Source organism: Enterobacter cloacae complex sp. HYC074_NIDB, assembly GCF_056673345.1.
The window spans coordinates 3,039,409-3,058,770 of the sequence record NZ_CP114214.1 but is presented as its reverse complement, the minus strand read 5'-3'; the positions used below and the strand labels follow the sequence as shown (position 1 = coordinate 3,058,770).

At 50.4% G+C, this 19,362-nt stretch carries 16 protein-coding genes, 2 tRNA genes and 1 other annotated feature; of the genes, 12 read left to right on the top strand and 6 right to left on the bottom strand.

Annotation, left to right across the window (positions count from 1 at the left end; translation table 11 throughout):
* Positions 1–4: 4 nt before the first annotated feature.
* Together hisG and hisL are read right to left on the bottom strand one after the other, a co-directional pair.
* Complete coding sequence (hisG, locus tag O1724_RS14875) at positions 5–904, bottom strand: ATP phosphoribosyltransferase (RefSeq protein WP_003859492.1); 900 nt, start codon at positions 902–904, stop codon at positions 5–7.
* A gap of 45 nt (positions 905–949) precedes the next feature.
* Positions 950–1,073 (bottom strand) — a sequence feature (His leader region).
* Complete coding sequence (gene hisL / locus O1724_RS14870; RefSeq protein ID WP_099516347.1) at positions 1,049–1,099, bottom strand: his operon leader peptide; 51 nt, start codon at positions 1,097–1,099, stop codon at positions 1,049–1,051. (Overlaps the previous feature by 25 nt.)
* 172 nt (positions 1,100–1,271) lie before the next feature.
* On the opposite strand from hisL, the gene O1724_RS14865 reads away from it, so the two are divergent.
* The 4 genes from O1724_RS14865 (at position 1,272) to plaP (ending at position 4,697) form a co-directional block, all read left to right on the top strand.
* Entirely contained in the window at positions 1,272–2,096 is an 825-nt protein-coding gene (locus O1724_RS14865; protein ID WP_023314447.1) for an SDR family oxidoreductase, read from the top strand.
* Between the two features lie 41 nt (positions 2,097–2,137).
* Positions 2,138–3,067, top strand: coding sequence for a LysR substrate-binding domain-containing protein (locus O1724_RS14860; RefSeq protein ID WP_126297257.1), 930 nt, complete (start codon positions 2,138–2,140; stop codon positions 3,065–3,067).
* A 219-nt stretch (positions 3,068–3,286) separates the two neighbouring features.
* Positions 3,287–3,349, top strand: a complete 63-nt coding sequence (gene yoeI / locus O1724_RS14855) for a membrane protein YoeI (RefSeq protein ID WP_099458931.1) — start codon at positions 3,287–3,289, stop codon at positions 3,347–3,349.
* Positions 3,339–4,697, top strand: coding sequence for a putrescine/proton symporter PlaP (gene plaP, locus O1724_RS14850; protein ID WP_003859499.1), 1,359 nt, complete (start codon positions 3,339–3,341; stop codon positions 4,695–4,697). The genes yoeI and plaP overlap by 11 nt, the downstream gene beginning before the upstream one ends.
* Before the next feature lie 123 nt (positions 4,698–4,820).
* Here the strand turns inward: plaP and sbcB are convergent, their stop codons facing one another.
* Positions 4,821–6,245, bottom strand: a complete 1,425-nt coding sequence (gene sbcB / locus O1724_RS14845) for an exodeoxyribonuclease I (RefSeq protein ID WP_126297258.1) — start codon at positions 6,243–6,245, stop codon at positions 4,821–4,823.
* 1,760 nt (positions 6,246–8,005) lie between these two features.
* On the opposite strand from sbcB, the gene O1724_RS14840 reads away from it, so the two are divergent.
* The 6 genes from O1724_RS14840 (at position 8,006) to O1724_RS14815 (ending at position 14,247) form a co-directional block, all read left to right on the top strand.
* Positions 8,006–8,860 (top strand): MBOAT family O-acyltransferase, encoded by an 855-nt coding sequence (locus O1724_RS14840; protein WP_214595422.1) that lies wholly within the window; start codon positions 8,006–8,008, stop codon positions 8,858–8,860.
* A gap of 15 nt (positions 8,861–8,875) precedes the next feature.
* The gene (locus O1724_RS14835) at positions 8,876–9,961 is read left to right on the top strand and encodes an alginate O-acetyltransferase AlgX-related protein (protein ID WP_479983891.1); all 1,086 of its coding nucleotides are present in this window, start codon (positions 8,876–8,878) and stop codon (positions 9,959–9,961) included.
* An 888-nt stretch (positions 9,962–10,849) separates the two neighbouring features.
* Complete coding sequence (dacD, locus tag O1724_RS14830) at positions 10,850–12,022, top strand: serine-type D-Ala-D-Ala carboxypeptidase DacD (protein WP_479983977.1); 1,173 nt, start codon at positions 10,850–10,852, stop codon at positions 12,020–12,022.
* Positions 12,023–12,140: 118 nt separating this feature from the next.
* Entirely contained in the window at positions 12,141–12,614 is a 474-nt protein-coding gene (gene sbmC / locus O1724_RS14825) for a DNA gyrase inhibitor SbmC (protein ID WP_023314443.1), read from the top strand.
* A gap of 91 nt (positions 12,615–12,705) precedes the next feature.
* Positions 12,706–13,764 carry an FUSC family protein gene (locus O1724_RS14820; RefSeq protein WP_003859506.1) on the top strand — a complete coding sequence of 353 codons (1,059 nt, stop codon included), beginning with the start codon at positions 12,706–12,708 and terminating at the stop codon, positions 13,762–13,764.
* A 147-nt stretch (positions 13,765–13,911) separates the two neighbouring features.
* Entirely contained in the window at positions 13,912–14,247 is a 336-nt protein-coding gene (locus O1724_RS14815; protein WP_000450410.1) for a DUF496 family protein, read from the top strand.
* A 147-nt stretch (positions 14,248–14,394) separates the two neighbouring features.
* Here O1724_RS14815 and O1724_RS14810 read toward each other — a convergent pair.
* Positions 14,395–14,470, bottom strand: a tRNA-Asn gene (locus O1724_RS14810).
* 226 nt (positions 14,471–14,696) lie between these two features.
* Here O1724_RS14810 and emmdR point away from each other — a divergent pair.
* Both emmdR and O1724_RS14800 read left to right on the top strand, forming a co-directional pair.
* Positions 14,697–16,115 (top strand): multidrug efflux MATE transporter EmmdR, encoded by a 1,419-nt coding sequence (gene emmdR, locus O1724_RS14805; protein WP_023324934.1) that lies wholly within the window; start codon positions 14,697–14,699, stop codon positions 16,113–16,115.
* A 103-nt stretch (positions 16,116–16,218) separates the two neighbouring features.
* Positions 16,219–16,294 (top strand) — tRNA-Asn (locus O1724_RS14800).
* A 134-nt stretch (positions 16,295–16,428) separates the two neighbouring features.
* Here the strand turns inward: O1724_RS14800 and O1724_RS14795 are convergent.
* Positions 16,429–17,883, bottom strand: coding sequence for an AMP nucleosidase (locus tag O1724_RS14795; RefSeq protein ID WP_023324933.1), 1,455 nt, complete (start codon positions 17,881–17,883; stop codon positions 16,429–16,431).
* 76 nt (positions 17,884–17,959) lie between these two features.
* Complete coding sequence (shiA, locus tag O1724_RS14790) at positions 17,960–19,276, bottom strand: shikimate transporter (protein WP_479983890.1); 1,317 nt, start codon at positions 19,274–19,276, stop codon at positions 17,960–17,962.
* Positions 19,277–19,362 lie beyond the last annotated feature (86 nt).

Below are 19,362 nucleotides of genomic sequence, written 5' to 3'. Positions count from 1 at the left end.
GTCGTTACTCCATCATCTTCTCAATTGGCAGCACCAGAATGGAGCTTGCGCCCAGCGCCTTCAGTTTTTCCATGGTTTCCCAGAACAGGGTTTCGCTGCTCACCATGTGCATCGCCACGCGCTGCTGGTCGCCCGCCAGCGGCAGAATGGTTGGACGCTCAGCGCCCGGCAGCAGGGCAATCACTTCCTCCAGACGCTCGGTTGGCGCATGCATCATGATGTATTTGGATTCACGCGCCTGAATCACGCCCTGAATGCGGGTCAGCAGTTTGTCGATGAGCTGCTGTTTGGCGTCGGCCATCTCGCCGTCGCGCTGGATAAGGCACGCTTTGGAGCGGTAGATTACCTCCACTTCGCGCAGGCCGTTCGCTTCGAGCGTGGCGCCGGTGGAGACGAGGTCACAGATGGCATCGGCCAGGCCCGCACGCGGCGCCACTTCAACGGAGCCGTTCAGCAGACAGGATTTAAACTGCACGCCTTTTTGATCGAGGTAACGCTTCAGCAGGTGAGGGTAAGAGGTGGCGATACGTTTGCCGTTCAGCGCGGCCGGGCCGTCCCAGGCTTCATCGACCGGCGTGGCCAGCGACAGGCGGCAGCCGCCAAAGTCCAGACGACGCAGGGTAAAGTAACGCGGATCTTCGCCCTGCGCTCGGCGGGTTAATAACTCTTCTTCCAGTACGTTTTCGCCGATGATGCCGAGATCAACGACGCCATCCATCACCAGGCCCGGGATATCGTCATCACGTACGCGCAGAATGTCGATCGGCATATTTTCAGCCAGGGCGATCAGGCGCTGGGTGTGCAGGTTGATTTTAATCCCGCAGCGGGCGAGCAGTTCGCGTGAATCGTCGCTTAAACGGCCTGATTTTTGAATAGCTATGCGTAAACGTGAGTTATCTAACATTCTGTGTTCCTCGTTAACCTGTTTTAACCTGTCTGAATGCGGTCCAAAAAAAAGCCCCCGGAAGAAGATCTTCCGGGGGCTTTTTCATGCGTTCATGCACCACTGGAAGATCCAAACGTCTTCCAGCACACATCGCCTGAAAGACTAGTCAGGATGATGGTGATGATGGTGGTTTTTAAAAGGAACGCGTGTCATATAAATTCTCGTTGAATGCTTATGCATTTGATGTCTTTTAACCTAAACCAGTTGTACGCCATAAAGCAAGGGCTTTTTTTGATCATTAATTCATTTCATATTGATGGTATGAATTGTGCGTTCCACCAGGCTGGCGTAGCCTTATAACAGGCATCGTTAAGCGGAGAATGTAATGAAAAAGGTCGCGATTGTCGGGTTAGGGTGGTTAGGAATGCCACTAGCGATGTCATTAGCCGCGAAAGGCTGGCAGGTGACAGGGAGTAAGACCACCCGAGATGGGGTTGAAGCGGCACGCATGTGCGGCATTGATGGTGTCGAGCTGCGTCTCGAACCCGAGCTTATCTGCGATACCGACGAGCTGGATGAACTGATGAATGTGGACGCGCTGGTCATTACCTTACCGGCGCGGCGCAGCGGCCCGGGCGAGACGTTTTACTTGCAGGCGGTGCAGGAGATTGTCGACAGCGCCCTGGCGCACCATATCCCGCGCATCATTTTCACCAGCTCCACCTCCGTCTATGGCGATATCGACGGTACGGCGAAAGAAAACACCGAACGCCGTCCGGTGACCGCCAGCGGCCGGGTGCTGAAAGAGCTGGAAGACTGGCTGCACAATCTGCCTGGCACGCAGGTGGATATCTTACGTCTGGCCGGGCTGGTGGGGCCGGGGCGTCATCCGGGGCGCTTCTTTGCCGGTAAATCCGCGCCGGATGGCCAGCACGGGGTTAATCTTGTGCACCTTGAGGATGTTATCGGCGCCATAGAACTGCTTTTACAGGCTCCGAAAGGGGGGCACATCTATAATATATGTGCGCCTTCGCACCCGCCGCGTAGCACCTTTTATCCGCTGATGGCGCGCCAGCTTGGCCTGGCGCCGCCGGTATTCAGTGATGCGCAGGGGGAGCGCAAAGGCAAAATTATTGATGGCAATCGTATTTGCCATGAACTGGGATTTGAATATCAGTATCCCGATCCGCTGGTAATGCCCATGGAATAATTGCGCCGGCGGAGACAATCGCACACCGCAAGGGGGCGAAGATGAAACCGCTGCTGGATGTTCTTGTTATTCTGGATGCGCTGGAAAAAGAGGGGAGCTTTGCCGCCGCCTCGGCGAAGCTCTATAAAACCCCTTCGGCTCTGAGCTACACCGTGCAAAAGCTCGAGAGCGATCTTAATATCCAAATCCTTGACCGCACCGGGCATCGCGCGCGTTTCACCCGTACAGGGCAGATGCTGCTGGAAAAAGGGCGTGACGTGCTGCATACGGTTCGCGAGCTGGAAAAACAGGCCGTTAAGCTTCACCAGGGCTGGGAAAATGAGCTGGTGATTGGGGTTGATGATACATTCCCTTTCTCCCTGCTTACCCCGCTTATTGAGGCGTTCTATCAGCGCCACAGCGTCACCCGGCTGGTTTTTATCAATGGCGTGCTGGGCGGTTCCTGGGAGGCCCTGACGCAGGGCAGGGCGGATATCATCGTTGGCGCGCTGCATGAGCCTCCCCAGTTGAGCGAATTTGGTTTTGCGCGGCTGGGTGTTCTGGAGCAGGTTTTTGCCGTTGCGCCTCATAACCCGCTGGCGAATGAACCGGAGCCGGTTACCCGACGCGTCATTAAAAACTATCGTGCCATTGTGGTTGGAGACAGTTCTCGCCCCGAGTGCGGCATTTCATCGCAGCTGCTGGATGAGCAGGAGGCCATCACCGTTTTTGATTTTAAAACCAAGCTGGAGCTGCAAATAAGCGGCCTGGGGTGCGGTTACCTTCCCCGTTATTTAGCGCAGCGGTTTATTGACAGCGGAGCGCTGGTGGAAAAACAAGTTTTAGCGCAGAGCAGTAACGAATCGGTATGGGTGGGCTGGAATGAACAGACCGCCGGCCTTGCCAGCGCCTGGTGGCGAGACGAAATTTTAGCAAATAGTGCTATCGCGACAGTTTACACTCAGGCAGATGATGGTAAATCAACCAGTTAGAAAAATTATTTTATGGGCAGGTTTCTCAATGTATTGCCTTTTGTATCTTGAATAGGGCAAAATGCCGCCGCTGCAAACAAATAAATAATCGACGATATAAAAGGCGTCGGTTATTTTTTTTTGCATGTACGAAACGAAACTAAAAACCAAGAGGCCGGGCTTCGTACCGGATAGATACTTACTAAAATCCGACAGTTGTTGTCGCTGAGGAAGAAAGAAATGGGGCAATTTTTCGCTTACGTGGCGGTTATCACCGTAAAGGAGAATAACTATGTCGCATAACGCAACTCCAAACACCTCTCGCGTGGAATTACGTAAAACGCTTACGTTGATTCCGGTTGTCATGATGGGCCTTGCCTATATGCAACCGATGACGCTGTTCGATACATTCGGTATCGTTTCAGGCCTCACGGACGGTCATGTGCCGACGGCTTACGGCTTTGCACTGATTGCGATCCTCTTTACCGCGCTCAGCTACGGTAAACTGGTGCGCCGCTATCCGTCTGCCGGTTCCGCCTACACCTATGCCCAGAAATCCATCAGCCCGACGGTGGGCTTTATGGTGGGCTGGTCTTCGCTGCTCGACTATCTGTTCGCGCCGATGATCAACATTCTGCTGGCAAAAATTTATTTTGAAGCGCTGGTGCCATCGATTCCATCCTGGATGTTCGTCGTGGCGCTGGTGGCCTTTATGACGGCCTTCAACCTTCGCAGCATCAAGTCCGTTGCCAACTTTAACTCCGTTATCGTTGTGCTTCAGGTTGTACTGATTGCCGTGATCCTCGGCATGGTGATTTACGGTGTGTTCCACGGTGAAGGCGCGGGCACTCTGGCGAGCAGCAAGCCGTTCTGGTCTGGTGATGCGCATGTGATCCCGATGATTACCGGGGCGACGATTCTGTGCTTCTCCTTTACCGGTTTTGATGGTATCAGCAACCTGTCTGAAGAAACGAAAGATGCAGAGCGCGTAATTCCGCGTGCAATCTTCCTGACGGCGCTGATTGGTGGCCTGATCTTTATTTTCTCGACCTATTTCCTCCAGCTGTACTTCCCGGATATCTCTCGCTTCAAAGATCCGGATGCTTCTCAGCCGGAAATTATGCTCTATGTGGCGGGTAAAGCGTTCCAGGTCGGCGCGCTGATCTTCTCCACCATCACCGTACTGGCGTCCGGTATGGCCGCGCATGCAGGCGTTGCGCGTCTGATGTACGTTATGGGCCGCGATGGCGTATTCCCGAAAAGCTTCTTCGGCTACGTGCATCCAACATGGCGTACCCCGGCGATGAACATCATTCTGGTCGGTGCGATCGCGCTTCTGGCGATTAACTTTGACCTGGTGATGGCAACGGCGCTGATTAACTTTGGTGCGCTGGTGGCGTTTACCTTTGTTAACCTGTCGGTGATCTCTCAGTTCTGGATCCGTGAAAAGCGTAACAAGACGCTGAAAGACCACTTCCAGTATCTGTTCCTGCCGATGTGTGGTGCTATGACCGTGGGCGCGCTGTGGGTTAACCTGGAAGAGAGCTCAATGGTGCTTGGCCTGATTTGGGCAGGTATCGGCCTGGTTTACCTGGCCTGTGTGACGAAGAGCTTCCGCAACCCGGTTCCTCAGTACGAAGACGTCGCGTAAGACTGCGTCGGGTGGCGGCTACGTCTTACCCGACCTAAATACCCCGCAGGCCCGCGTAAGCGAAGCGCCATCGGGCAAAAAAAAAGCCGGAGACATCGCCTCCGGCTTTTTTGTACCCGCTATTCAGACAATCTCTTGCGCATACTGGAACAGCGCTTTCAGCAGCGCCTGCTTCTCAGCATTCCCTTCATACTGACCGTAAAGCATCTCCAGCTCCTGGGCGTAGCTATTAAGAAACTCCGGCGTAAACACGTTGCGCCGATGCTGTAACCAGCGCTCCTGCTCTGCTTCATCCAGCGTGCCGGGATAGTTGCGCGCGCGATAATTAAACATCAGCTTCTCAATGCGCTTATCTGCGAAGGTGATATCCAGCGCGGGCAGGTTACGCGGGTCGGTTTGCAGCACGATATTCATCGCCGCGCGATCGGCATCGCTGAAGAAGCCGTTATAAAGCTGCGCATCCACATTCTCAGACGGCACGAAAGGCTCTGCTTCGGCAAAAATGGCGACGACTTTCTCGCGCACCTGCGGGTTGTCGCGCAGCACTTTCAGGTTATCGAGGCAGTGCTGACGGTTAATCCCCAGCCGGTCGGCGTCTTCCGGGCGTAGCGTGTTGGCCTGCGCCAGCACCGGGCACTTATTAATGTGCACCAGTTTTACCGGTACGGCTGGCAGGTCACCCAGCGCCTCTTTCGGCGTATAGAGCCGTTCACGTAAGGTGTCGCTGTCGAGCTCAAGCAGCGGGGAGATATCTCCGGCAAGATCCACCATGATGACGGCGTTACGGTTGTCCGGATGCCAGGCAAGCGGCGCCACCCAGCTTGTGTTCCCGCGCCACGCGCCGAACATCCCTGAAATATGCACCAGCGGTTTCATCTGCGGCACGTCAATCAGCGTCATCAGCTTTTGCTTGCTGCGATGGCTCAACAGATACTCAAACAGGCGTGGCTGCGCGGTTTTTACAAGTTTCGCCATTGCGATGGTCGCGTAAACGTCTGCCATCGCGTCGTGGGCATTGCTGTGCTCAATGCCGTTGGCCCGCGTCAGGTGCTCGAGCCTGAAGCTCGGCAAGCCGTCGTCGTTCTCCGGCCAGTTAATACCCTCCGGGCGCAGCGCATAGCAGGCGCGCATGATATCCAGCAAATCCCAGCGTGAATTACGGTTCTGCCAGCTCCAGGCATACGGATCGTAGAAGTTGCGGTAGAAGATATTGCGCGTCACTTCATCGTCAAAACGGATGTTGTTGTAACCCACCACGCAGGTATTGGGCACCGTGAACAGGTCGTGGATGCGACGGGCAAATTCTGCTTCGCTAACGCCTTTATCCCGCGCTTCCTGAGGCGTGATGCCCGTCACCATCACCGCGCCCGGCTGCGGCAGATAGTCATCGGCGGGTTTACAGTAAAACACCTCGGGTTCGCCAATGACGTTAAATTCGTCATCGGTACGGATAGCCGCAAACTGCGCCGGTCGGTCCAGCGCCGGATGGGTGCCAAAGGTTTCGTAATCATGGAACAGGAAGGTTGGTTTTTTTTCGGTGTCTGCCATAACTTATTTTTGTCCACATTAATTTACAACAGTTTACAACGTCTGATTATCAGAAAAAAGACATTATCATTTGGTCTTTTACTTGAGCGTGAGATAGTTTTGTACTGTATAATATTGTTCAGCTAATAATTTTTTAAAGTTGTATGCCAAATGTTTTTTAAATGTATAAAAATTATTTATGATATCAGCGACCCATAACAAGCATATGTTCATAATAAACTATATTTAAGCTGATATATGGTTGCTTGTGCTCCTAAATTTAATATTAGCATTTTTTGCTCTATCTTTTTTTTATCATATAACACATTCATGGTGTTTAAATCTTGTATCATTTAGAATTTTGTAGATTGCCATTGAAGCTTGCTGGTTGCTACGATACTGAGTTCGATTTTTTAGCCCGCAGGCTTTTATACTTTACATAAGCCTTGACTCCAGCACTTCTGGGCATCAAGCATGTAACCTGAATGGTAAGGTTAATAATCCGCTAATTTAGTCAGGAATAACCTTTATCGAGAGCTATATCCGGAAGACGGAAAAATAATGGAGGATATATTGATAAAGTTAATATGGTTAAAATCTAGCTCAGTAAAAATTACTTACTAAGTAAGCGCTTCTTTTCGGTATCTTTCTTTCGTTAGCAATTCAACTTATTTCAATCTGTAGTCGCCAGTTCACTGGCTGAATTTTAGCGGTTGATATTAAAGGGGCTGTTTTTATCCAAAAAGATTCTATAACCTGTAAAAATTTAGGTTTCCCAAAGAAAAGCCAAAAACATTTCAGATGGCCTTAGTTTTATGTGCTTCTTTTTGTGAGTGTCAAATTAAGCTCAGAAATGATAACTATATTTTGAGAGAAATGCGTTATGTTTTAACCCCAAAGTTAGATAATGCATAGCATCTATATTATTGACATGACCGTTTAGAATGAGTAAAGACGACAACTGTTGGCTTTACTAGCATGCATCTGGTTGCGAGCAATAGAAAACCTATTGGTCAATTTTTATCATAATAAATGATTTAAATCAAAGGGATAGCTGGTTTTGCTTGGTGGCGGAGTCGTTCGGTATTGATAGGCTACTAATAAAAAATTGAAAATGCTGCATTGCAGTGCTAATATTCAAAAAAATTACAACTTCTTGGGAAATAAAATGATTTTTAGCTCTCCTGAATTTATATTCATTTTCCTTCCTGTTACGTTCTTGATATATTTTTCTTTGAATAAGGCTCGTAAGCACAAATTGGCCAAAATTAGCCTTGTTCTTGCAAGTCTCTATTTTTATAGTTATTGGAGCTTAGAATACCTCCCTTTAATGGTTGGATCTATTATATTTAATTATTCTGTTGGCGTCCTAATATCCAGTAAAACTGGGAGAGCTAAAAAGTTTTTCTTAAGTGTAGGTGTGATTAGTAACCTAGCCATACTTGGATATTATAAGTACGCGAATTTCTTCCTGGATAATATAAACGCTTTATCAGGAAGCGATTTCCATACTATGTCGATAATATTGCCAATAGGAATTAGCTTCTATACCTTTACACAAATAGCCTTCTTGGTAGATAACTATAAAGGTTATGTTAAAGAATTCGATATTATTAATTATACTTTATTTGTGACTTTTTTTCCACATCTGATTGCTGGTCCGATATTGCATCACAAAGAAATGATGAGTCAATTTAAGTCAAAATGGACCTATGCCATACGATACAGACATATTATAATGGGAGTGATGATATTTGGTGTAGGCCTTTTTAAAAAAAACAATTATTGCTGATACTTTTGCTATATCAGCCAACATAGGTTTTGCTCCAGGTTTTGAACACAACTTCATTAGTGCATGGGTAGCGAGTTTATCTTACACATTTCAACTATATTTTGATTTTAGCGGCTACTGTGATATGGCTGTAGGAGCTGCACTTTTGTTTAATATATGGCTGCCTATAAACTTTAACTCTCCATATAAAGCTCTTGATATACAGGATTTTTGGAGACGTTGGCATATTACCTTGGGGCGTTACCTGAGAGATTATCTCTATATACCCTTGGGCGGCAATAGATGTCCCACTTTCAGGGTTTACATCAATCTTTTCATAACATTTGTTTTGGGGGGGTTATGGCATGGTGCGAGTTGGATGTTTATCATTTGGGGGGCCTTACATGGGCTCGCCTTGGCTATTCATAGAGCCTGGAAAACATTAGGCATGAGCATGCCTAATCCTCTTGCATGGATAGTTACATTCTTGTACGTTAATACAGCATGGGTTTTTTTTAGAGCATCATCGATACAAGACGCAATTAATATTTTGAAAGCCATGATTGATATTGATTCGATTAGTTCTGTCCCTATAAATGATATACCGATTAAAAACCTTTCCGCGTTAGGAGTCCTCGCAGATAATATGGTAGATTTTGTGCCTCTGGGGGTTGCCGCATATGTGACACAAATGATGGCAATATTATTTGGTTTCTTTATTATATCTAGAAAAAACTCCATCGAAATGTTTACATCTTCGCGCTTGGGCTACCATACAGTAATGAAAACAGCTTTTGTTACAGTGCTTGGTCTTTATATGACATTACACACAACTAGTGCGGTTTTCTTGTATTTTAATTTTTAAAGATGGTGGTTATGAATGAAATGTAGGCTGAGGGTATTTGTGGTTATTGTTTTTATTTCTCTATTGATCGTTCCTGCAATTAATTTAACGCTTGGGCGAAATGCTATGCCAAAATCTTTCCCGGAAACCTTCAAAAAACTCTATAATCTGGATATAATCGAGTCATTTATCGGTTATGCAGGATATGCAATTGGCATGTCATCTGACCCAGGTAAGGTGGTTGTAGGGCATGACGGTTGGTTGTTTTTGGGGGATGACATATCATCCCCAATAACGACAAAAATCCGGGGTGTGGACGATAAAATAAATTCAACAATAAATGCAATTCACAACAATATGTATGAGTGGAATAATTTCTTTAAGCGATGCGGAGTGAAGGAATTTAGAGTTATAATTGGACCCGATAAGGACAGTGTTTATAGTGAAAAAACACCCGCTTGGAATAGGCAAAGTGATGAAAAAATACTAAAAACATTAACTGCGGGGCAAAATCTTCTATTTGTTAATACCTACGATGCTTTCAAAATTGCTAAATCAAAGTTCATTATGCCAATGTATTTCCATACCGATACTCACTGGAATGAGTTAGGTGCGGTAGTTGCATTCAGTGCTTTGGTTAAAACTCTTGATGGATCTGATCTTAATTTTCATGCTGAACCAACCGAAAATGATTTCTATCTTAAAAATAGCCGGGCCGGTGACTTAGCTGCATTTCTTCGTATTAATAAATTTATCGAGGATCAAGTTGTTTTGCACAAAGATAAGTCTATTGATAATTTAATTATAAAGAAGTATGATTTTGAATCGGGTAAGCTTATATCAAAATCAAAATTTTCACAAATTGGCGCTCCTTCATCACCAGTGCTGTTTATTTCAAATGGAGCGTTAAATAATGTAAAAGTACTATGGTTACGTGATTCATTTGGCACAGCGAAGTCTCCATTTATGGTGCAGGCGTTTAAGGAAACGCTCCAGGTTCATTATGGAAAAGTTGATGCTTCAACAATAAAAAATCTTGTTAAAGCTTTTAGACCTGATTATGTGTTTATAACTGGAGTTGAAAGAGATGCTTTGTCAGCATTTTATAGAAAGTCTTTGTAAATATTTTTCCATGCGTTTGATAACCGCGTCTGTTAATGTAGTTTAAGTTGGGAGTATGCTTAAAAATATTGATAAATCTGACTGTGAACATGTTTGTTAAGCAAATATAATAATTTCAACCTTGACGCAGGTTGTCGAGGTAAAAATAAACTTCCGTATATGCACTCCTTGAGCATTGTTTTGAAAGTGCACGAATTGGGACGCAGCGTAAGTAAAGTTTATGGTGAGGCAGGTATATCAGAATGAAGCTATTTCATTTGGGGAATGTTATCCAGCTTCATAATAGCTGAAGTGATAATAAAACAAATAATATTAGTTGAAAAACCTTCACTTGTGGCGAATGGTTAAAGATATTAAATCTCGAGTGGTATTTTCCCATAGCCCTTATCGAAAGTTCCAAAATCGATATGGAAAGTTAATTTTTTTCACTAAATACACGAGCTGTTGAACAAGTATTTTGAAATTAACTGGACGTCTGAATAACAATAGTAATATGAAATCAATAATTTTTGACTTTTTTCTCAGGTAGAACGATAACTAAAATCAGGAAAGCTAACCCAGAACCGATTTATTGAGCGTTTAAAAGAGGTTTCTTACAACGATACACAATTATCCACCACCTTATTGTAATGAATGAAGTAGGGGGAAATCAACAAGGCATGGAATAAATCTCTGGTGTTTATTCCAGTAATCTCATCCTGTTAAAAGTTGACGTCTCTATGGTAAACGATTGGGGTGAGCAGTCCGAACAAAAAGCACCGTCAGGCAAGAAATTTGCGAGATTTGTTCCGAAAAAATCTGCGTGCTGTCACATTTTTTTGCAATTAAGGCAGGTAACGACATCAGAACTTCCGTAAAAAGGTCATCGATTTTTACTGACCTGAGGATATACCGTTGAAACGCCGTCTGTTTATTGCTGTTTCTTTACTCGCTTCGAGTATTTCATCCTCGCTGGCTGCCGAGCCGCTGGATTTTTCACCTCAGCCGCCTGCCATCCAGGCTGGCTCCTGGGTATTGATGGATTACACCACGGGTCAAATCTTAACGGCGGGCAACGAACATCAGCAGCGCAATCCGGCGAGCCTGACCAAACTGATGACGGGGTACGTTGTCGATCGCGCCATTGATAGCCACCGCATCAGCCCCGATGACATTGTGACGGTCGGACGTGACGCCTGGGCAAAAGGCAATCCGGTCTTTGACGGTTCGTCGCTGATGTTTCTGAAGGAGGGCGATCGGGTTTCCGTGCGCGATCTCAGCCGCGGCCTGATTGTTGATTCCGGCAATGATGCCTGCGTGGCGCTGGCGGATCACGTGGCGGGCGGTCAGCCGCAGTTCGTCAGGATGATGAATGACTACGTTGAAAAGCTGAACCTGCGCGATACCCACTTCGAAACCGTACACGGGCTGGATGCACCGGGTCAGCACAGCTCCGCCTACGATCTCGCCGTGCTTTCCCGGGCCATCATTCACGGCGAGCCTGAGTTCTACCACATGTACAGCGAGAAGAGCCTGACCTGGAACGGCATCACCCAGCAGAACCGCAACGGCCTGCTGTGGGATAAGACCATGAACGTGGATGGCCTGAAAACGGGACACACCTCGGGCGCGGGCTTTAACCTGATTGCCTCCGCGGTGGACGGTCAGCGTCGACTGATTGCGGTGGTGATGGGGGCAGACAGCCCGAAAGGACGTGAAGATCAGGCGCGCAAGCTGCTGCACTGGGGACAGCAAAATTTTGATACGGTGCAGATCCTGCATAACGGTAAAAAAGTGGGAACCGAGCGCATCTGGTACGGCGATAAAGAGCAGATCGCGCTGGGCACGGATCAGGACTTCTGGCTGGCATTACCCAAATCGGAAGTGCCGAACATCAAGGCGAAATACGTGATGGATAAAAAAGAGCTGGAAGCGCCGATCGCAGCGCATCAGCGGGTAGGGGAGATCCAGCTGTACGATCGTGACAAGGTGGTCGCGCACTGGCCATTGGTTACGCTGGAAAGCGTTGAAAAGGGTGGACTTTTCTCCCGTCTTGGCGATTATCTGCATCATAAACTCTAACCTTTTCGGGCAGACTGGCAGTGTTGCGAGTCTGCTCACATAATAAACACTCCTGGATTGCCGATAATCTCGATTCTGCTTTACAGTGTATATATATACAGTAATAAACGGAGGCAGCATGGACTACAGCATCAGGCAGCAACAGAAACGTACGATTGCAGGCTTTCATCTCGTGGGGCCGTGGGAAAAGACGGTCAAGCAGGGATTTGAACAGCTGGTCATGTGGGTAGATGGTCGTCATATTCAGCCGCAGGAGTGGGTGGCCGTTTATTATGACAATCCGGATGACGTGCCGGCAGAAAAGCTCCGCTGCGTTACCGCCGTAACGGTAGTAGACGATTTCACTATTCCTGAAAACAGCGAAGGGGTGATGATGACCGAAATTGCTGCCGGAGAGTATGCTATTGCTGCCGCGCGCGTCGAAAATCATGATTTCGCCACGCCGTGGTATCAGTTCTTCAACTCCCTGCTGGAAGACAGCAAATTCCAGATTGCAGCAAAACCCTGCTTCGAACGCTATCTGAACGATGGCAATGCTGACGGCTACTGGGATATTGAGATGTTTGTACCGGTAGAGCACAAAGTGGGATAATCCTGCGAAACGCAGGGTTTTTCAGCCGGGCGCGATCCACCCGGCTGAAAACACAGTACAATTGTGGTTTGCCGTAGAGCTGGAGACGGGTGTGCGCCCCGACAAGTCATTAACCCCTTTTGAAATTCGGTTATACAAACATTATCGCGTGGTGCACGGTTGCCGCATTGCGCTGGCGTTTGTGTTGACCTTCGTACTGGTTCGTTTGCTGGATATCCCGGAAGGGACGTGGCCGCTGATCACGCTGGTGGTGGTGATGGGGCCGATCTCATTCTGGGGGAACGTGGTCCCGCGCGCTTTCGAACGCATAGGCGGTACCGTTTTAGGCTCAGCGCTTGGGCTTATTGCCCTGAAGCTGGAGCTGATTTCGTTTCCGTTCATGTTGCTGTGGTGCGCGGTGGCGATGTTTCTTTGCGGATGGCTGGCCCTTGGCAAGAAACCGTATCAGGCGCTGCTGATTGGCATTACGCTCGCGGTTGTGGTCGGCGCACCGGCGGGCGATATGACCACGGCATTGTGGCGAAGCGGGGACGTGATCCTCGGCTCGTTGCTCGCCATGCTGTTTACCGGCATCTGGCCGCAGCGCGCCTTCCTGCACTGGCGCATTCAGATGGCAAACTACGTCACGGCATTTAACCGGGTCTACCAGGCCGGGTTTTCGCCGAATCTGATTGAGCGTCCGCGGCTGGAAAAGCATCTGCAAAAAATCCTCAATGATGTGGTCAAAATGCGCGGGTTAATTACGCCAGCAAGCAAAGAAACCCATATCCAGAAAGCCATCTTTGAAGCTATTCAGACGGTCAGCCGTAATCTGGTCTGTATGCTTGAACTGCAAATCAATGCCCACTGGGCCTCACGCCCCAGCCATCTTCTGATGCTCAACGCGCATACGCTGAAAGAGACGCAGCAGATGACGCAACAAACCCTGCTGACCATCGCTCATGCGCTCTATGAAGGTAACCCGCAGCCGATACGGGCGAACAGCGAGCGGCTGAACGAAATCGTCGCCGAGCTCAAACAGCTGATGAATGAGCGCCAGGGCGACAATGTGGCGGAAACGCCCATCCATGGTTATGTCTGGCTGAGTATGGAGCTGGCGCGGCAGCTGGAGTTGTTATCGCAGCTGATTTGCCGGGCTCTGCGCAAATAAAAAGCGTATGTGATGCCTGCTGCTTCGATTCAGCAACAATTAGGGTTATGATGGTTTTAAACGATATACTCATTGTCATTCGCAGCCGCTGTCTGTTAAAACGGTTGCTTTAACGAATCCGAATCTCACATTATCAGGGGTGTAAAAATGGAAACTACCAAGCCTTCGTTCCAGGATGTTCTGGAGTTCGTCCGCCTGTTCCGCCGCAAAAACAAGCTACAGCGCGAAATCCAGGACGTAGAGAAGAAGATCCGTGACAACCAGAAACGTGTCCTGCTGCTGGACAACCTGAGCGACTACATCAAGCCAGGTATGAGCGTTGAAGCTATTCAGGGCATCATCGCCAGCATGAAGAGCGATTATGAAGATCGCGTTGATGACTACATCATCAAAAACGCTGAGCTGTCCAAAGAGCGTCGCGACATCTCCAAGAAGCTGAAAGTGATGGGCGAAATCAAAAACGTCGACGCGAAAGGCGAGTAATCGCACACTCTGTTGCCCGGTGGCGCTGCGCTTACCGGGCCTACAGGACTGTTATCACGTAGGTCGGGTAAGGCGAAGCCGCCACCCGAAAATTTTACCGAACGCAAAAAAGCAAAAAGCCTGCTCTGAAAGCAGGCTTTTTAAATTTGGCTCCTCTGACTGGACTCGAACCAGTGACATACGGATTAACAGTCCGCCGTTCTACCGACTGAACTACAGAGGAATCGTTGTGGAGGCTTATCTTAGCGGCGAAAAAACTTTTGTCAAACCTGATCTCAGGCAAAAGCGTTTGTTTGATGATTCTGTCGTCATTTTGTTGTAAATCCAAACATAATTTTATGGAAAATACTTTGCAGGATACGCATTTCTGCCCCATCATTTGAAATGGAGTTTCAACTTTCTCGCTAAGGTCCATTTTGAACGTCACCGCACCCCTACGCCAGGCGATTATGCGCACGCCCTGGTATGCAAAACGTAAAAGTTATCGAGTTCTCTTCTGGCGTGAAATCACCCCCCTTGCTGTGCCTATTTTCCTGGAGAATACCTGCGTCCTGTTGATGGGCGTGCTGAGCACATTCCTGGTGAGCTGGCTCGGTAAAGAAGCTATGGCCGGGGTAGGGCTGGCGGATAGTTTCAATATGGTGGTGATGTCCTTCTTTGCCGCTATCGATCTCGGTACGACGGTGGTGGTGGCGTTTAGCCTGGGTAAGCTCGATCCGAAGCGTGCCCGCGAAGCGGCCAGACAGTCGCTGATGATCATGACCCTCTTTTCGATCATCCTTGCGGCGGTTATCCATTATTACGGCAAAGAAATTATCGACTTTGTCGCGGGAGAAGCGACCAGTGAGGTGAAGGATCTGGCTCTCACCTACCTGGAAATGACGGTGCTGAGTTATCCGGCGGCTGCCATCGCGCTGATTGGTAGCGGTGCGCTTCGTGGAGCAGGGAATACCAAAATCCCGCTGCTGATCAACGGCGGCATGAACATCCTGAACATCATTATCAGCAGCGTTTTGATTTATGGCGTCTTTTCCTGGGAGGGGCTGGGCTTTGTCGGCGCGGGTTTAGGGCTGACCATTTCCCGCTATATTGGTGCGGCAGCGATAATTGGCGTACTGATGGCGGGAATTACGCCATCGCTGCGCCTGACGCTGAAAAGTTATTTCCGTCCGCTTAACTTCGCCATCATCTGGGAAGTGATGGGGATCGGGATTCCGGCCAGTATCGAATCCGTGTTGTTTAACGGCGGGAAACTGCTGACGCAGATGTTTGTTGCCGGGATGGGAACAGACGTCATCGCTGGCAACTTTATTGCCTTCTCCATTGCCTCACTCATTAACCTGCCGGGAAACGCGCTGGGGTCGGCGTCGACGATCATCACCGGCAGACGTCTCGGAAAGGGGCAGATAGGGCAGGCGGAACGGCAGCTTCGGCATGTCTTCTGGCTTTCAACCATTGGACTGACGGCGATTGCGTGGGGAACTGCGCCTTTTGCCGGGCTGATGGCCTCGTTCTATACGCATGAAAATGACGTGAAAGAGGTCGTGAAGGTGCTCATTTGGCTCAACGCGGCGTTTATGCCAATTTGGGCCGCGTCCTGGGTACTTCCTGCCGGGCTGAAAGGGGCGCGCGATGCCCGGTTTGCGATGTGGGTCTCCATGCTCGGCATGTGGGGCTGTCGCGTCGTGGCGGGCTACACGCTGGGGGTAATGTTAGGTATGGGCGTTGTCGGCGTCTGGCTGGGGATGTTCCTTGACTGGGCCGTGCGCGGCGCGCTGTTCTACTGGCGCATGGTGAGCGGGCGCTGGCTGTGGAAATATCCGCGAAAAAAACCGGAGCAGGAGGTTTCGGAAACGGCAAGTGCCTGACAAATGTGCGAAGTGGAGAATAAATCGGCAAACGATTGAAAATCTGCATTCACCCTTTGACATCCTCAGGGCGCATCGATAATATGCGCCCCGTTCACACGATTCCTCTGTAGTTCAGTCGGTAGAACGGCGGACTGTTAATCCGTATGTCACTGGTTCGAGTCCAGTCAGAGGAGCCAAATTTAAAAAGCCTGCTTTTAAAGCAGGCTTTTTGCTTTTCTGCGTTCGGTAAAATTGTCGGGTGGCGGCTTCGCCTTACCCGACCTACGAAATCCCAGGCCGGGTGAGTGGTGTGCGTGATGTGTCCTTGTTATCAGCGGAACGGTGGCTCATTGAAGGTGCGCAGCTTGCGGGAATGCAGTTTGTCGCCCTCTGCACGCAGTAAATCGATGGCGCGAATACCAATCTGAAGGTGCTCTGAGATCGCCCCTTCGTAAAAACGGTTCGCCTGGCCCGGCAGTTTGATCTCGCCGTGCAGCGGTTTATCGGACACGCACAGCAGCGTGCCGTAAGGGACGCGGAAGCGGTAGCCCTGCGCGGCAATGGTGGCGCTTTCCATATCGATTGCGACCGCACGGCTGAGATTGAAACGCAGGGCGGAGGCGGAATAGCGCAGCTCCCAGTTACGATCGTCGGTGGTAACGACCGTACCGGTACGCAGGCGCTGTTTCACCTCTTCACCCGGCATGCCGCTCACCTCTTTGGTGGCGTCGTACAGAGCGCGCTGCACTTCCGCGATACTCGGGATAGGAATATCCGGCGGCAGAACCGCGTCAAGAACATGGTCGTCACGCAGATAAGCGTGGGCGAGGACGTAATCGCCAATCAGCTGGCTTTCACGCAGGCCGCCGCAGTGGCCGATCATCAGCCAGACGTCCGGGCGCAGTACCGCCAGATGGTCGCAGATGGTTTTCGCATTCGACGGGCCAACGCCGATGTTAATCAGCGTAATGCCCTGACCGTCGGCGGTGATCAGGTGCCAGGCTGGCATCTGGTGCTTTTTCCACGCCAGGTCGGAGATGGCCTCTTCCGGTGCTTCGGTTTCGGCGGTGATCCAGATCCCGCCCGCGCAGGAGAGGGCGACGTAAGGGCTGTCCGGGTCGAGGATCTGGCTACAGCCCCAGCGGACAAATTCGTCTACATAGCGGGTGTAGTTGGTAAACAGCACGAACGGCTGGAAATGTTCGGCTGGCGTGCCGGTGTAGTGGCGCAGGCGTGCCAGCGAGAAATCGACACGGCGGGCATCAAAGTGCGACAGCGGTGAAAACTCTGCCGGGTGATAGATCCCGTCCGCCGTCTCATCGCCAATCTGCGACAGCTCAGTGGTCGGGAAATGACGGGTCAGGCCTGCGCTCATGGAGCGATCCAGCGTCAGCGCTGAGCCGTCTATCACGTACGGGTAAGGGATCTCGTGCAGGGACGGCTCAACGCTGATATGCGCGCCGTAATCCTGATACAACAGGGTAAGCTGCTCTTCCAGGTAGGGGCGGAACAGCGCAGGTCGCGTGATGGTTGTGCTGTAACAGCCGGAGTGGGTGAAACGCGCATAGGCGCGGGTTTTCGGATTGCTGCTGGCGCTACCGTCCCAGGTGACAGAGAGCGATGGATAAACAAAAAGGCCCTGGGTTCTGGCCTTTTCATCGGGAAGTTTCCCTGTTTCGATATAGTCACTGATGGCGCTGCGCAGTGCATTGACGGACTGTTCATACAGCGCGTCGAGTTTTTCCAGCGCCTGAGCCGGGGTCAGGCTGGAGCCCTTATTATTCATGTCTGTCTCCTTGTTCCACAGGTGTGCGGCTATACCCGATAGTATGTCACACGCCTGTGAAACAAAAGTGAGGAGATCAGCTGTGCGCGGTTTCCTTCATCAACAGGGCGGTGGCAGCAGAAAGCAGGCAACCCGCCAGCAGATAAATCGCCACGCTATGCCAGTTACCGCCGGAGAACGTCACCAGCGCGGCGGCGATAAACGGCGTAAACCCGCCGCCGACCACGCTCGCCACCTGATATCCCACGCCCGCGCCGCTGTAGCGGTAGCTTGCGCCAAACAGCTCGGTAAACATCGGCTGCTGCACGCAGACCACCATATCGTGAGCGATGTTCGCAAGCATGATCGCGAAGAAGACAATCCAGAAGACCGACTGTGCCTCCAGGACCATAAAGAACGGCCAGGCGCTAAGTGTGCCTATGAGCGCCCCGGTGATATACACCCGTCGACGGCCAAAGCGATCCGCCAGCCAGGCGAAGCAGGGGATGGTCAGGCAGCTGATCCCGCCCACCACCAGGCCAATATTCAGGAACAATTCCCGCGGCAGGCCGAGGTTTTGCGTGGAATAGTTGAGGGCAAAGGCGGTGACGATATACATCGTCAGCAGTTCGCACAGGCGCAGGGCGATAATTTTCAGAAAAGCGCCAGGGTGCTGCACGAGCGCTTCCATTACCGGCAGCCGTTTTTTGGCGACCGGTTTTTCGCGCTGCTGCCGCTCAAACTCAGCCGACTCTTCCATGCCGTTACGGATCCACAGGGCCACCACGACCAGCACAATGCTGAAGATAAACGGAATACGCCAGCCCCAGCTCAGGAACTGCTCGTCTGTCGTGAGCTGGCTTATTAGCGACACCAGACCCGTGGAGAGCAGCAGACCCACGCCATAACCTACCTGCACGCCGCTGCTGTAGAACGCTTTCTTGTTCTTCGGCGCGCTTTCCACGGACAGCAATGCCGCGCCGCCCCATTCGCCGCCAACGGCAAAGCCCTGAATGGCGCGCAGCGTCACCAGCAACACCGGGGCCCACCAGCCAATCGATGCAAAGGAGGGCAAAATACCGATTAGCGCGGTGGCAATACCCATCATCCACACGGTGAGCATCAGCATACGTTTACGGCCAAGGCGATCGCCGAAGTGGCCGAAAATTATCCCGCCCAGCGGACGAAACAGAAAACCGACGCCGAAGGTGGCAAACGCAGCAAGCGTACCCATGGCGGGGCTGATCTGGGGAAAGAATTCACGGTTAAAGACCAGCGCAGCGGTAATACCGTAGAGCAGAAAGTCATACCAGTCGACGACGGCGCCTGCGAAGCTACCTAAAGCGGCGCGGCGGGCGCGGTTAAGCGAAGGTGTCTCCTCGTTGCGGCGAGCGGAGATAAGGGTGGAGTCCATAGTTGTCCTGTCTGTACTGATTTTTAATTATTGGTATAAGAAAAGGTCACTCACATCACGGCCGTCATATTGGCGGAACGTATGAG

Coding starts and splice junctions, on each gene's coding strand:
- hisG (WP_003859492.1), bottom strand. CDS start 904: ATGTTAGATAACTCACGTTTACGCATAGCTATTCAAAAATCAGGCCGT.
- O1724_RS14865 (WP_023314447.1), top strand. CDS start 1,272: ATGAAAAAGGTCGCGATTGTCGGGTTAGGGTGGTTAGGAATGCCACTA.
- O1724_RS14860 (WP_126297257.1), top strand. CDS start 2,138: ATGAAACCGCTGCTGGATGTTCTTGTTATTCTGGATGCGCTGGAAAAA.
- plaP (WP_003859499.1), top strand. CDS start 3,339: ATGTCGCATAACGCAACTCCAAACACCTCTCGCGTGGAATTACGTAAA.
- sbcB (WP_126297258.1), bottom strand. CDS start 6,245: ATGGCAGACACCGAAAAAAAACCAACCTTCCTGTTCCATGATTACGAA.
- O1724_RS14835 (WP_479983891.1), top strand. CDS start 8,876: ATGAAATGTAGGCTGAGGGTATTTGTGGTTATTGTTTTTATTTCTCTA.
- sbmC (WP_023314443.1), top strand. CDS start 12,141: ATGGACTACAGCATCAGGCAGCAACAGAAACGTACGATTGCAGGCTTT.
- O1724_RS14815 (WP_000450410.1), top strand. CDS start 13,912: ATGGAAACTACCAAGCCTTCGTTCCAGGATGTTCTGGAGTTCGTCCGC.
- emmdR (WP_023324934.1), top strand. CDS start 14,697: ATGCGCACGCCCTGGTATGCAAAACGTAAAAGTTATCGAGTTCTCTTC.
- O1724_RS14795 (WP_023324933.1), bottom strand. CDS start 17,883: ATGAATAATAAGGGCTCCAGCCTGACCCCGGCTCAGGCGCTGGAAAAA.
- shiA (WP_479983890.1), bottom strand. CDS start 19,276: ATGGACTCCACCCTTATCTCCGCTCGCCGCAACGAGGAGACACCTTCG.